Annotated in this window: 13 protein-coding genes; 11 read left to right on the forward strand and 2 right to left on the reverse strand. The window is 70.3% G+C overall.

The window, feature by feature from the left end; translation table 11 throughout:
• Nucleotides 1–35: 35 nt before the first annotated feature.
• The 11 genes from pdxS to AB0J57_RS26100 all read left to right on the forward strand — a co-directional run bounded on the left by pdxS (nucleotide 36) and on the right by AB0J57_RS26100 (nucleotide 11,584).
• A complete protein-coding gene (gene pdxS / locus AB0J57_RS26050) occupies nucleotides 36–944 on the forward strand; it encodes a pyridoxal 5'-phosphate synthase lyase subunit PdxS (protein WP_073758122.1) in 909 nt (302 codons plus the stop codon).
• The gene (pdxT, locus tag AB0J57_RS26055) at nucleotides 944–1,534 is read left to right on the forward strand and encodes a pyridoxal 5'-phosphate synthase glutaminase subunit PdxT (RefSeq protein ID WP_366130699.1); all 591 of its coding nucleotides are present in this window, start codon (nucleotides 944–946) and stop codon (nucleotides 1,532–1,534) included. Before pdxS ends, pdxT begins: the two co-directional genes overlap by 1 nt.
• A gap of 62 nt (nucleotides 1,535–1,596) precedes the next feature.
• A complete protein-coding gene (locus AB0J57_RS26060; RefSeq protein WP_366130700.1) occupies nucleotides 1,597–2,349 on the forward strand; it encodes a YebC/PmpR family DNA-binding transcriptional regulator in 753 nt (250 codons plus the stop codon).
• 173 nt (nucleotides 2,350–2,522) lie between these two features.
• A complete protein-coding gene (ruvC, locus tag AB0J57_RS26065; RefSeq protein WP_366130701.1) occupies nucleotides 2,523–3,056 on the forward strand; it encodes a crossover junction endodeoxyribonuclease RuvC in 534 nt (177 codons plus the stop codon).
• Entirely contained in the window at nucleotides 3,053–3,661 is a 609-nt protein-coding gene (ruvA, locus tag AB0J57_RS26070) for a Holliday junction branch migration protein RuvA (RefSeq protein WP_366130702.1), read from the forward strand. The genes ruvC and ruvA overlap by 4 nt, the downstream gene beginning before the upstream one ends.
• Nucleotides 3,662–3,681: 20 nt before the next feature.
• Entirely contained in the window at nucleotides 3,682–4,770 is a 1,089-nt protein-coding gene (gene ruvB, locus AB0J57_RS26075; RefSeq protein ID WP_366130703.1) for a Holliday junction branch migration DNA helicase RuvB, read from the forward strand.
• A 165-nt stretch (nucleotides 4,771–4,935) separates the two neighbouring features.
• Nucleotides 4,936–5,409 (forward strand): preprotein translocase subunit YajC, encoded by a 474-nt coding sequence (gene yajC / locus AB0J57_RS26080; protein WP_366130704.1) that lies wholly within the window; start codon nucleotides 4,936–4,938, stop codon nucleotides 5,407–5,409.
• Nucleotides 5,410–5,549: 140 nt separating this feature from the next.
• Nucleotides 5,550–7,286, forward strand: coding sequence for a protein translocase subunit SecD (secD, locus tag AB0J57_RS26085; RefSeq protein WP_366130705.1), 1,737 nt, complete (start codon nucleotides 5,550–5,552; stop codon nucleotides 7,284–7,286).
• Nucleotide 7,287: 1 nt separating this feature from the next.
• A complete protein-coding gene (gene secF / locus AB0J57_RS26090) occupies nucleotides 7,288–8,394 on the forward strand; it encodes a protein translocase subunit SecF (protein ID WP_366130706.1) in 1,107 nt (368 codons plus the stop codon).
• The gene (locus AB0J57_RS26095) at nucleotides 8,391–8,933 is read left to right on the forward strand and encodes an adenine phosphoribosyltransferase (protein WP_366130707.1); all 543 of its coding nucleotides are present in this window, start codon (nucleotides 8,391–8,393) and stop codon (nucleotides 8,931–8,933) included. Before secF ends, AB0J57_RS26095 begins: the two co-directional genes overlap by 4 nt.
• Before the next feature lie 167 nt (nucleotides 8,934–9,100).
• A complete protein-coding gene (locus AB0J57_RS26100; RefSeq protein ID WP_366130708.1) occupies nucleotides 9,101–11,584 on the forward strand; it encodes a bifunctional (p)ppGpp synthetase/guanosine-3',5'-bis(diphosphate) 3'-pyrophosphohydrolase in 2,484 nt (827 codons plus the stop codon).
• Between the two features lie 54 nt (nucleotides 11,585–11,638).
• On the opposite strand, the gene AB0J57_RS26105 is transcribed toward AB0J57_RS26100, so the two are convergent.
• Nucleotides 11,639–12,868, reverse strand: a complete 1,230-nt coding sequence (locus tag AB0J57_RS26105; RefSeq protein WP_366130709.1) for a DUF349 domain-containing protein — start codon at nucleotides 12,866–12,868, stop codon at nucleotides 11,639–11,641.
• A gap of 174 nt (nucleotides 12,869–13,042) precedes the next feature.
• On the reverse strand, nucleotides 13,043–13,828 hold the full coding sequence (locus AB0J57_RS26110; protein ID WP_366130710.1) for a peptidylprolyl isomerase: 786 nt from the start codon (nucleotides 13,826–13,828) through the stop codon (nucleotides 13,043–13,045).
• Nucleotides 13,829–13,969 lie beyond the last annotated feature (141 nt).

Here is a 13,969-nt window from a genome sequence, read left to right on the forward strand (position 1 = left end):
AGTTGAAACCCCCCGTTTCTTGAGTGAGGTCATCCGTGTCCAGCACCACCACCCCGCAGTCGCCCGAGACCGGCACCGCGCGCGTCAAGCGCGGCATGGCCGAGCAGCTCAAGGGCGGCGTGATCATGGACGTGGTCAACGCCGAGCAGGCCAAGATCGCCGAGGACGCCGGCGCCGTCGCCGTCATGGCCCTCGAGCGGGTCCCGGCCGACATCCGCAAGGACGGCGGCGTGGCCCGGATGTCCGACCCGAACATGATCGAGGAGATCATCGACGCGGTCTCCATCCCGGTCATGGCCAAGTCCCGCATCGGCCACTTCGTCGAGGCCCAGGTCCTCCAGTCCCTCGGTGTCGACTACATCGACGAGTCCGAGGTCCTCACCCCGGCCGACGAGGTCAACCACTCCGACAAGTGGGCCTTCACCACCCCCTTCGTCTGTGGCGCCACCAACCTGGGCGAGGCCCTGCGCCGCATAGCCGAGGGCGCGGCCATGATCCGCTCCAAGGGCGAGGCCGGCACCGGCAACGTCGTCGAGGCCGTCCGCCACCTGCGCCAGATCAAGAACGAGATCGCCAAGCTGCGCGGCTTCGACAACAACGAGCTGTACGCCGCCGCCAAGGAGCTGCGCGCCCCGTACGAGCTCGTCAAGGAGGTCAGCGAGCTCGGCAAGCTGCCGGTCGTGCTGTTCTCCGCCGGTGGCGTGGCCACCCCGGCCGACGCCGCGCTGATGCGCCAGCTCGGCGCCGAGGGCGTCTTCGTCGGCTCCGGCATCTTCAAGTCCGGCGACCCGGCCAAGCGCGCCGCCGCCATCGTGAAGGCCACCACCTTCTACGACGACCCGAAGATCATCGCCGACGCGTCCCGCAACCTGGGCGAGGCCATGGTGGGCATCAACTGCGACACCCTCCCCGAGGCCGAGCGCTACGCGAACCGGGGCTGGTAATGACCACTCCGCTCATCGGTGTCCTGGCTCTCCAGGGCGACGTACGTGAGCACCTGATCGCCCTGGCCGCGGCGGACGCCGTGGCCAGGCCGGTCCGGCGCCCCGAGGAGCTCGCCGAGGTCGACGGCCTGGTCATCCCCGGCGGGGAGTCCACCACCATCTCCAAGCTGGCCGACCTCTTCGGCCTGATGGAGCCGCTGCGCGAGCGCATCAAGGCGGGCATGCCCGTCTACGGCACGTGCGCCGGTCTGATCATGCTCGCCGACAAGATCCTCGATCCGCGCTCGGGCCAGGAGACGCTCGGCGGCATCGACATGATCGTCCGCCGCAACGCCTTCGGGCGCCAGAACGAGTCCTTCGAGGCGGCCGTCGAGGTCGCCGGCATCGAGGGCGGTCCGGTGGAGGGCGTCTTCATCCGGGCTCCCTGGGTCGAGTCGGTCGGTGCCCAGGCGGACGTCATCGCCGAGCACGACGGCCACATCGTCGCCGTACGGCAGGGCAACGCCCTTGCCACGTCGTTCCACCCGGAGCTGACGGGCGACCACCGCGTCCACGCCCTGTTCGTCGACATGGTGCGCGCCGCGGGCTGACCCGGTCCCGGTAGGATCTCTGGGGTTCGTTCAGAAATTGGTTACGCGAAGGAGACAGGCAGATGTCCGGCCACTCTAAATGGGCTACGACGAAGCACAAGAAGGCCGTGATCGACGCCAAGCGCGGCAAGCTCTTCGCGAAGCTGATCAAGAACATCGAGGTCGCGGCCCGCACCGGCGGCGCCGACCCCGATGGCAACCCCACGCTGTACGACGCCATCCAGAAGGCCAAGAAGAGCTCGGTCCCCAACAAGAACATCGACTCCGCGGTCAAGCGCGGCGGTGGTCTCGAGGCCGGCGGCGTCGACTACGAGACGATCATGTACGAGGGTTACGGCCCGAACGGTGTCGCGGTGCTCATCGAGTGCCTCACCGACAACCGCAACCGCGCCGCCTCCGACGTACGCGTCGCGATGACCCGCAACGGCGGCTCGATGGCCGACCCGGGCTCGGTGTCGTACCTCTTCAACCGCAAGGGTGTCGTGATCGTCCCCAAGGGCGAGCTGACCGAGGACGACGTCCTCGGCGCGGTCCTGGACGCGGGCGCCGAGGAGGTCAACGACCTCGGCGAGACCTTCGAGGTCATCAGCGAGGCCACCGACCTCGTCGCGGTCCGCACCGCCCTCCAGGAGGCCGGTATCGACTACGACTCGGCCGACGCCAACTTCGTCCCGACCATGCAGGTCCAGCTCGACGAGGAAGGCGCGCGCAAGATCTTCAAGCTGATCGACGCGCTGGAGGACAGCGACGACGTGCAGAACGTCTTCGCCAACTTCGACGTCTCCGACGACGTCATGGAGAAGGTCGACGCCTGACCCACGCACGCACGCGGCGGGCCGGCAGGGGACACGCCCCCTGCCGGCCCGCCGTTGTTGTCAGAGGGGCCGGTTAGCCTGTGGACCGCAACCATGCATTGAGGAACCACGATGGCGATCAGCCACCTCCGCGAGAGCGGCGGCGGCCTAGCCGCAGAGAGGGGCGGGGTGGCGTGCGCGTACTCGGGGTGGACCCGGGGCTGACCCGGTGCGGTGTCGGCGTCGTCGAAGGCGTCGCAGGGCGCCCGTTGACGATGCTCGGCGTCGGCGTCGTCCGCACCCCGGCGGACGCGGACATCGGCCACCGGCTCGTCGCCATTGAGCGCGGCATCGAGGAATGGCTGGATGAGCACCGTCCCGAACGGGTGGCGGTGGAGCGGGTGTTCAGCCAGCACAATGTGCGTACGGTGATGGGCACCGCCCAGGCCAGCGCCGTCGCCATGCTGTGCGCGTCCCGCCGCGGCATCCCCGTCGCCCTGCACACGCCCAGCGAGGTCAAGGCCGCCGTCACCGGCAGCGGCCGCGCCGACAAGGCACAGGTCGGGGCGATGGTCACCCGGCTGCTCCGGCTGGACGCCCCGCCCAAGCCGGCCGACGCGGCCGACGCGCTGGCCCTCGCCATCTGCCACATCTGGCGGGCCCCCGCCCAGAACCGCCTGCAACAGGCGGTCGCCGCCCACCGAGCCATGAAAGGCCGCACCGCATGATCGCCTTCGTGAGTGGTCCCGTCGCCGCGCTCGCCCCGACCACCGCCGTGATCGAAGTCGGCGGCATCGGCATGGCCGTCCAGTGCACGCCGAACACCCTGTCGGGACTGAGGCTGGGTCAAGAGGCGCGACTGGCCACGTCGTTGGTCGTACGGGAGGACTCACTGACCCTGTACGGCTTCGCCGACGACGACGAGCGACAGGTCTTCGAGCTGCTCCAGACCGCCAGCGGCGTCGGCCCGCGCCTCGCCCAGGCCATGCTCGCCGTGCACACCCCCGACGCGCTGCGCATCGCGGTGGCCTCCGGCGACGAGAAGGCGCTCACGGCGGTGCCGGGCATCGGCAAGAAGGGTGCCCAGAAGCTGCTGCTGGAGCTGAAGGACCGGCTCGGTGAGCCCATCGGTTCGGCACCGGCCGTCGGCGCGCCGGTCACCGCCTCCTGGCGCGACCAACTGCACGCCGCGCTGATCGGCCTGGGCTACGCCACCCGCGAGGCCGACGAGGCGGTGGCCGCCGTCAGCCCGCAGGCCGAGGCGGCGGGCGGCACCCCCGAGATCGGCCGGCTCCTCAAGGCCGCCCTCCAGACCCTGAACCGCACCCGCTGAGACCCGCGAGGCAACCCACTGTGAACTGGGACGACACCGCACCCACCGGCAACGAATCCCCGGCCGGCGCCGCCGACCGGCTCGTCGGGGCGTCCGCCGACGGGGAGGACCAGGCCGTCGAGGCGGCCCTGCGGCCGAAGTCGCTGGAGGAGTTCGTGGGCCAGGAACGGGTGCGCGAGCAGCTCGACCTGGTGCTCAAGGCCGCCCTCGCCCGTGGCGCCACCGCCGACCACGTCCTGCTGTCCGGCGCCCCCGGCCTCGGCAAGACCACCCTCTCCATGATCATCGCCGCGGAGATGGGCGCCCCCATCCGGATCACCTCCGGCCCCGCCATCCAGCACGCCGGCGACCTCGCCGCGATCCTCTCCTCCCTCCAGGAGGGAGAGGTGCTGTTCCTCGACGAGATCCACCGCATGTCCCGGCCCGCCGAGGAGATGCTCTACATGGCGATGGAGGACTTCCGGGTCGACGTCATCGTCGGCAAGGGCCCGGGAGCGACCGCGATCCCGCTGGAGCTGCCGCCCTTCACCCTCGTCGGGGCCACCACCCGCGCCGGCCTCCTGCCGCCCCCACTCCGTGACCGCTTCGGCTTCACCGCCCACATGGAGTTCTACGCCCCGGCCGAGCTGGAGCGCGTCATCCACCGCTCCGCCCACCTCCTGGACGTCGAGATCGAGGCCGACGGCGCCGCCGAGATCGCCGGCCGCTCCCGCGGCACGCCCCGTATCGCCAACCGCCTGCTGCGCCGCGTCCGCGACTACGCCCAGGTCAAGGCGGACGGCCTGATCACCCGCGACATCGCCGCCACCGCCCTCAAGGTCTACGAGGTGGACGGCCGCGGCCTCGACCGGCTGGACCGGGCGGTGCTGGAGGCCCTGCTCAAGCTGTTCGGCGGCGGACCGGTGGGCCTGTCCACCCTGGCCGTCGCCGTGGGCGAGGAGCGCGAGACGGTCGAGGAGGTCGCCGAGCCGTTCCTCGTCCGGGAGGGGCTGCTGGCCCGCACCCCCCGGGGACGGGTGGCCACGCCCGCCGCATGGACGCATCTCGGCCTCGTACCGCCGCAGGCAGGGGGCCCGGGAAGGGGACAACAGGGGCTCTTCGGGGCGTGACGGCGAGGAGACTCGCCGGGTCAGGAACCGCGGTGCCATGCTGGGCGTTGTTCCATTGATGCGGACTCGCCTAGACTCCGCCGATGCCGACCGTTCAGGTCGGCGTACCCACCCCCGAAGATCAGGCCGCGGTTCCCCGCGACCGTGCGAAGGATTTGTCGTCCCGTGAGTATCGTGACTCTCCTGCCGTTCATCGTCCTCATCGGGGCCATGTTCCTGATGACCCGCTCTGCGAAGAAGAAGCAGCAGCAGGCGGTGGAAATGCGCAACCAGATGCAGCCCGGAACCGGCCTACGGACGATCGGGGGGATGTACGCCACCGTCAAGGAGGTCGGCGAGGACACCGTCCTCCTGGAGGTCGCTCCGGGAGTCCACGCCGTCTACGCCAAGAACGCCGTCGGCGCCGTCCTCGACGACGACGAGTACAACCGCATCGTGCACGGTGACGGTGACCTGAAGAGCGACACCCCGGTCGTGCCGGACGACGCCTCCTCGCTCACCGAGACCGACGACGCGAAGATCGACCTGGGCAAGAAGGACGCGGCCGACGAGGTCGAGACCGCTCCCGAGGCCGAGGACGCCAAGGCCGAGGACGCCAAGGCCGACGACAAGACCGACGGCGACACCGACGCGAAGTAAGGCGTGCAGACGGACCGCGTCGCCGACCGGCGTACGCGGTCCGTTCCGTGCCGACACACGCGGGGGATTCCCCACACCACTTCGTGGCCGCCCCGACGCTCACCCGGCGTAGCGGCGGTTGGACAGGGAGAAACGAGAAGGTGGCAGCACCCAAGAAGGGCCGAGGGCCGGCGTCGGGGGGGCAGGGCAAGCCGGGGCGCGCCCTGGCCGCGATCCTGATCGCCATCGGAGCCCTGATCGGCGGGATGTTCTGGTCGGGTGACCTCACCCCGCGCCTGGGCATCGACCTCGCCGGCGGTACGAGCATCACGCTCCGGGCCGAGAGCCAGCCCGGCAAGAAGGACGCCGTCAACAACACCAACATGCAGACCGCGATCGGCATCATCGAACGCCGCGTCAACGGTCTCGGTGTCTCCGAGGCGGAGGTCCAGCAGCAGGGCAACCGGCACATCATCGTCAACATCCCCAGGGCGACCGACTCCGAGAAGGCCCAGAAGCAGGTCGGTACGACCGCCGAGCTGTACTTCCGCCCGGTCCTCGCCGTCGCCGGCAGCGCGCCGATCCCGGAGCCCTCCGCCACCGGATCGCCGAGCGCCACGCCCAGCGGCAAGGCCTCGTCGACGCCCACCCCGAAGGCCAGTGCCACCACCCAGGGCCGTGCGGTCACCGACGCCCTGAAGAAGGACGAGTCGCCGTCCCCGAAGCTGGGCACGACCGACAAGCCGGCCACCACGCCCGCCCCGCAGCCCTCCGCCTCGGGCGCCGCGGCCATCGCCGCGCTCGACAAGCAGTTCGCCGCCCTGGACTGCACGCCGGACAAGAAGACCAAGCAGGTCCCCAACCCGGCGCAGAACGCGGACCCGGCCAAGCCGACCGTGGCCTGTGGCACCGAGGGCGACGCCAAGTACATCCTCGGCCCGGCCGAGGTCGCCGGCACGGACGTCGACGAGGCGCAGGGCGTCCTCGACCCGCAGCGCGGCCGCTGGATCGTCCAGCTCGGCTTCACCGACGCGGGCACCAAGAAGTTCGCGGCCACCACCGGCAAGCTGGCGAGCCAGGTCCAGCCGCAGAACCAGTTCGCGATCACGCTCGACGGCCAGGTCGTCTCGGCCCCGTCCGTCAGCAGCGCGATCGGCGGCGGCAGCGCCGAGATCTCCGGCAGCTTCGACCAGGAGTCCGCCACCGAGCTCGCCAACATCCTGTCGTACGGCGCGCTGCCGCTCTCCTTCGAGCAGGAGAGCGTCACCACGGTCACCGCCGCGCTCGGCGGTGAGCAGCTCCAGGCCGGTCTGATCGCGGGCGCCATCGGTCTCGCCCTGGTCATCATCTACCTGGTCGTCTACTACCGCGGGCTGTCGCTCATCGCGATCCTCAGCCTCGGTGTCTCGGCCGTCCTCACGTACGCGCTGATGTCGCTGCTCGGCCCGGCCATCGGCTTCGCGCTGAACCTGCCGGCCGTCTGCGGCGCGATCGTGGCCATCGGTATCACCGCGGACTCGTTCATCGTCTACTTCGAACGCATCCGTGACGAGATCCGCGAGGGCCGCACGCTGCGCCCCGCCGTCGAGCGCGGCTGGCCGCGAGCCCGGCGCACCATCCTGGTCTCCGACTTCGTGTCGTTCCTCGCCGCGGCCGTGCTGTTCATCGTGACCGTCGGCAAGGTCCAGGGCTTCGCGTTCACGCTCGGTCTGACGACCCTGCTCGACGTGGTCGTGGTGTTCTTCTTCACCAAGCCGCTGATGACGCTGCTGGCCCGGACGAAGTTCTTCAGCAGCGGCCACCCGTGGTCGGGTCTGGACCCCAAGCGGCTGGGGGCCAAGCCCCCGCTGCGCCGCTCCCGGCGTGTCTCCGCCACCACCGAACCGAAGGAGGCGTGAGATGTCACGACTCGGCAGCATGGGCGCTCGCCTGTACCGCGGTGAGGTCGGGTACGACTTCGTCGGCAAGCGGATGATCTGGTACGGCGTCTCCATCCTGATCACCATCACGGCCATCGCCGGACTGATGGTGCAGGGCCTCAACATGGGCATCGAGTTCAAGGGCGGCGTCGTCGTCACCACGCCCAAGCTCGCGGTGTCCACCGAGGAGGCGCGGGACGCGGCCGAAGAGGTCTCCGGCCACACCCCGATCGTCCAGGAGCTGGGCACCGGCGGTCTGCGCATCCAGATCAGCGATGTGACCACCGCCGAAGCCGGCAAGATCAAGTCCGAGCTCGCCACCGAACTGAACGTCCCCAGCAACAACCTCAACGCCGACGTCGTCGGCCCGAGCTGGGGCGAGCAGATCGCCAACAAGGCGTGGATGGGTCTCGGCGTCTTCATGGTCCTCGTGGTGATCTACCTGGCGATCGCCTTCGAGTGGCGCATGGCGCTCGCCGCGCTGATCGCCCTGATCCACGACCTGACGATCACCGTCGGCATCTACGCCCTGGTCGGCTTCGAGGTCACCCCGGGCACCGTGATCGGTCTGCTGACCATCCTCGGTTACTCCCTCTACGACACCGTCGTCGTCTTCGACGGTCTCAAGGAGGGGTCGAAGGACATCACCAAGCAGACCCGCTGGACCTACAGCGAGATCGCCAACCGCAGCCTCAACAGCACCCTGGTCCGCTCCATCAACACCACGGTGGTGGCGCTGCTGCCGGTGGCCGGCCTGCTGTTCATCGGCGGTGGCTTCCTCGGCGCGGGCATGCTCAACGACATCTCGCTGTCGCTGTTCGTGGGCCTCGCGGCCGGTGCGTACTCGTCGATCTTCATCGCCACGCCGCTCGTCGCCGACCTCAAGGAACGCGACCCGCAGATGAAGGCGCTGAAGAAGCGCGTCCTCGCCAAGCGCGCCCAGGCCGCCGAGAAGGGCACCTCCGAGGACGGCTCCGCCGAGAACGCCGAGAACGCGGAGGAGACCGAGCCGGAGGACGCCGCACCCGCCGGCGCGGTCGTCGGACAGCGGCGCCAGCCCACCCGCGGGCGGGGCAGGCGCCGATGACCGTCACCACGCAGGAGCTGCTCCTCAGCCGCATCCGGGACGTCGCCGACTACCCCATCCCCGGTGTGACGTTCAAGGACATCACGCCGCTGCTCGCGGACCCGGAGGCGTTCGGCGCCCTCACCGGGGCGCTGGCCGAGCTGTGCGAACGGCACGGCGCGACCAAGATCGTCGGCCTGGAGGCGCGCGGGTTCATCCTCGCCGCGCCGGTCGCCGTCACCGCGCGACTGGGCTTCGTCCCGGTCCGCAAGGCGGGCAAGCTGCCCGGGGCGACGCTGAGCCAGGCGTACGAGCTGGAGTACGGCACCGCCGAGATCGAGGTGCACGCCGAGGACCTCCTGCCCGGTGACCGGGTCATGGTCATCGACGACGTCCTCGCCACCGGCGGCACCGCCGAGGCCTCGCTGGAGCTGATCCGGCGGGCCGGAGCCGAGGTCGCGGGCGTCGCCGTCCTCATGGAGCTCGGGTTCCTGGGCGGCCGCGCCCGGCTCGAGCCGACGCTGGCCGGCGCCCCGCTGGAGGCGCTGATCACGCTCTGACCAGCGCGTACAGGGCACGCGAAACGGGCACCCGGACACACCGGGTGCCCGTTTCGCATGACCGGCGCCGAGGTCCGTCCCCGTCCGGGGGCGAGCGGCTCGCCCGAGGTCAGTACCATGGGATTCCGGGCCTGACCGGGGGACCCGGACCCGCACGAGGAGCGCTCTTGCCAGACGAGGCCCAGCCACTCTCCGCCGCGAAGCCCGACCAGCAGGCCGACAAGGCCGCGGCACCCACAGCCACGCCCCCCGACAAGGCCGCGCGGAACACGTCCGGCCCCACGGCGCCCCAGCGCGCGGCCGGCCCGGCCCCCGTCTCGGCGCCGAAGCCCACGCCGCCCGCCGCCGCCCGCTCCGGCGGCTCCTCCAACCGCGTGCGGGCCCGCCTCGCCCGCCTCGGCGTGCAGCGCTCGTCGCCGTACAACCCGGTCCTGGAACCCCTGCTGCGCATAGTCCGCAGCAACGACCCGAAGATCGAGACGTCCACGCTCCGCCAGATCGAGCGCGCCTACCAGGTCGCCGAGCGCTGGCACCGCGGCCAGAAGCGCAAGAGCGGCGACCCGTACATCACGCACCCGCTCGCCGTCACCACCATCCTCGCCGAGCTGGGCATGGACCCCGCGACGCTGATGGCGGGCCTCCTCCACGACACCGTCGAGGACACCGAGTACGGCCTGGAGCAGTTGCGCAAGGACTTCGGCGACCAGGTCGCCCTCCTCGTCGACGGCGTCACCAAGCTGGACAAGGTCAAGTTCGGCGAGGCGGCCCAGGCCGAGACCGTCCGCAAGATGGTCGTCGCCATGGCCAAGGACCCGCGCGTCCTGGTCATCAAGCTCGCCGACCGCCTGCACAACATGCGCACCATGCGCTACCTCAAGCGGGAGAAGCAGGAGAAGAAGGCCCGCGAGACGCTGGAGATCTACGCCCCGCTGGCCCACCGGCTGGGCATGAACACCATCAAGTGGGAGCTGGAGGACCTCGCCTTCGCGATCCTCTACCCCAAGATGTACGACGAGATCGTCCGCCTCGTCGCCGAGCGCGCCCCCAAGCGGGACGAGTACCTCGCCATAGTGACCGACGAGGTCCAGGCCGACCTGCGCGCCGCCCGCATCAAGGCCACCGTCACCGGCCGGCCGAAGCACTATTACAGCGTCTACCAGAAGATGATCGTCCGCGGCCGTGACTTCGCGGAGATCTACGACCTGGTGGGCATCCGCGTCCTCGTCGACACGGTCCGCGACTGCTATGCCGCCCTCGGCACCGTCCACGCGCGATGGAACCCGGTCCCCGGCCGGTTCAAGGACTACATCGCGATGCCGAAGTTCAACATGTACCAGTCGCTCCACACGACGGTCATCGGCCCCAACGGCAAGCCGGTCGAACTCCAGATCCGCACGTTCGACATGCACCGCCGCGCCGAGTACGGCATCGCCGCGCACTGGAAGTACAAGCAGGAGGCCGTCGCCGGCGCCTCCAAGGTGCGCACCGACGTGCCGAAGAAGGCCGGCAAGGACGACCACATCAACGACATGGCGTGGCTGCGCCAACTGCTTGACTGGCAGAAGGAGACCGAGGACCCCAGCGAGTTCCTGGAGTCGCTGCGCTTCGACCTGTCCCGCAACGAGGTCTTCGTCTTCACCCCGAAGGGTGACGTCATAGCGCTGCCGGCGGGCGCCACCCCGGTGGACTTCGCGTACGCCGTCCACACCGAGGTCGGCCACCGCACCATAGGAGCGCGGGTCAACGGGCGGCTCGTACCGCTCGAATCGACCCTCGACAACGGCGACCTGGTGGAGGTCTTCACCTCCAAGGCCGCCGGGGCCGGGCCCTCCCGCGACTGGCTCGGCTTCGTCAAGTCGCCGCGCGCCCGCAACAAGATCCGCGCCTGGTTCTCCAAGGAGCGCCGCGACGAGGCGATCGAGCAGGGCAAGGACGCCATCGCGCGCGCCATGCGCAAGCAGAACCTGCCGATCCAGCGGATCCTCACCGGCGACTCGCTCGTCACGCTGGCGCACGAGATGCGCTACCCCGACATCTCGTCGCTGTACGCGGCGATCGGCGAGGGCCATGTCGCCGCCCAGGGCGTCGTCCAGAAGCTGGTGCAGGCCCTCGGCGGCGAGGAGGCCGCCAGCGAGGACATCGCCGAGTCGGCCCCGCCGTCGCGCGGGCGCGGCAAGCGCCGCACCAAGGCCGACCCGGGCGTGGTCGTCAAGGGCGTCGAGGACGTGTGGGTCAAGCTGGCCCGCTGCTGTACGCCGGTGCCGGGCGACCCGATCATAGGCTTCGTCACGCGCGGCAGTGGTGTATCGGTTCACCGCGCCGACTGCGTCAACGTCGACTCGCTCTCGCAGCAGCCCGAGCGCATCCTCGACGTCGAATGGGCGCCCACCCAGTCCTCGGTCTTCCTGGTCGCCATCCAGGTCGAGGCCCTGGACCGCTCCCGGCTCCTGTCCGACGTCACCCGGGTCCTGTCCGACCAGCACGTCAACATCCTGTCGGCGGCCGTCCAGACCTCCCGCGACCGGGTGGCCACCTCCCGCTTCACCTTCGAGATGGGCGACCCCAAGCACCTGGGGCACGTCCTGAAGGCGGTGCGTGGCGTGGAGGGCGTGTACGACGTGTACCGCGTGACGTCGGCCCGCAGGCCGTAACAGGCAGGAAAAAGGGCCTCCCCACCGGGGGAGGCCCTTTGCCGTGTCCGTACGTCAGCCGCCGAACTCCTGCAGACCCTTCAGCGCCTGGTCCAGCAGCGCCTGCCGGCCCTCCAGCTCACGCGCGAGCTTGTCCGCCTTGGCGTCGTTGCCCGCCGCACGGGCCGCGTCGATCTGCTTCCGGAGCTTCTCGACCGCGTCCTGGAGCTGCCCCGTCAGACCCGCCGCACGCGCGCGTGCCTCCGGGTTCGTACGACGCCACTCGGCCTCCTCGGCCTCCTGGATCGCCCGCTCCACGGCGTGCATCCGCCCCTCGACCTTCGGACGGGCGTCACGCGGCACGTGACCGATCGCCTCCCACCGCTCGTTGATGGACCGGAACGCCGCACGCGCCGCCTTCAGGTCCGTCACCGGCAGCAGCTTCTCGGCCTCGCCCGCGAGCTCCTCCTTCAGCTTGAGGTTCTCCGCCTGCTCGGCGTCACGCTCCGCGAACACCTCGCTGCGCGCCGCGAAGAAGACGTCCTGGGCACCGCGGAAACGGTTCCACAGGTCGTCCTCGTGCTCGCGCTGGGCCCGGCCCGCCGCCTTCCACTCCGCCATCAGCTCGCGGTACCGGGCGGCCGTGGCACCCCAGTCGGTGGAGCCGGAGAGCGACTCCGCCTCGGCGACCAGCCGCTCCTTGGTCTTGCGGGCCTCCTCGCGCTGCGCGTCCAGCGACGCGAAGTGCGCCTTGCGCCGCTTGGAGAACGCCGACCGGGCGTGCGAGAAGCGGTGCCACAGCTCGTCGTCGGACTTCCGGTCGAGCCGCGGCAGGCCCTTCCAGGTGTCCACCAGCGCCCGCAGCCGCTCGCCCGCGGCCCGCCACTGCTCGCTCTGGGCCAGCTCCTCGGCCTCCTTGACCAGCGCCTCCTTGGCGTGCCGCGCCTCGTCGGTCTGCTTCGCCTTCTGGGCCTTGCGCTCCTCGCGGCGCGCCTCCACCGTCTCGACGAGCTTGTCGAGCCGCTTGCGGAGCGCGTCGAGGTCGCCCACGGCGTGGTGCTCGTCCACCTGATGACGGATGTGGTCGATCGCGGCCATCGCGTCCTTGGCCGACAGGTCGGTGGTCTTCACCCGCTTCTCGAGGAGGCCGATCTCGACAACCAAGCCCTCGTACTTGCGCTCGAAGTAGGCCAGTGCCTCCTCGGGAGATCCGGCCTGCCACGATCCGACGACCTTCTCGCCGTCGGCTGTACGCACGTACACGGTGCCCGTCTCGTCGACGCGGCCCCACGGGTCGCTGCTCACAGCGCCTCCTCCACATGATGCCGACGAGGGCGGTCACCCCCGGGCATCGTCCACAGTTCCCTGACGGGCCTCGCCCGCCCTCCACAACGCGACAGTCGAGGTCGCGCTGCACAACGCCAATCTAGGCGACCGGCCGCCCGGCTGTCCGCACTCAGCGCGACCGAATTCCGCGGTTCACGCCTTGCTGACGGTGGCTTTCTCAATGGTGACGGCCTTCTTGGGCGCACCGTCCTGGGCGCCGCCCTCGACGCCGCCCTTGGCCACGTCCTGGACCAGCTTCAGACCGGCCGCGTCCATCGTGCCGAACGGGGTGTACTGCGGGGGCAGCTTGGTGTCCTTGTAGACGAGGAAGAACTGGCTGCCGCCGGTGCCCGGCTGCCCGGTGTTGGCCATCGCCACCGTTCCGGCCTTGAAGGTCACCGCGCCGTCCGCGCCCGGCTTGCCCAGGGAGGCGAGGTTCTCGTCCGGGAGGGTGTAGCCCGGACCGCCCGTGCCGTCGCCCTTGGGGTCGCCGCACTGGAGGACGAAGATGCCCTGCGTGGTCAGGCGGTGGCACTTGGTGTTGTCGAAGTACTTCTTGTCGGCGAGGTGCTTGAACGAGTTCACCGTGCGGGGCGTCTTCGCGGCGTCCATCGCGATCGAGACGGCGCCGTGGTTGGTGGTGAGCGCCATCGTGTACTTCGCCTTGGTGTCGACGGCCATCTTCGGCTCGTCCGCCTTCGGCTCGGGCGAGGAGCTCGGCGAGGCCGACGGGAACTCGATGGGGTCCTTGGCGTCCGCGGCGGACTCGGTGCGGAAGTTCGTGTAGGCCCCGGCGCCCAGCACCAGCGCCACGGCCACCGCGGAGACGATGATCCTGTTGCGGCGCTTCGCCCTCCGCCGGCCTTCCTCACGGCGCTTCTGCTGCCGCTCGAACTTCTCCCGGGCGAGCTGGCGCCGCCGCTGATCGCTGGTGACCACCGGGTCTTCTCCTTGTCGGTCGTCTGTTCCTGTCCTGGCCGAGTGTGCCCGTACCGTATACGGGTTGGCTGTGGAATGAGCAGCGCCGGTAGGCTCTGATCTGCTGCATTCCTCCGCCGGACGACGCGTGCCGGACGACTC

Origin of the sequence: Streptomyces sp. NPDC049837 (assembly GCF_040674455.1) — a bacterium.
In the GTDB taxonomy this organism is placed as follows: domain Bacteria; phylum Actinomycetota; class Actinomycetes; order Streptomycetales; family Streptomycetaceae; genus Streptomyces.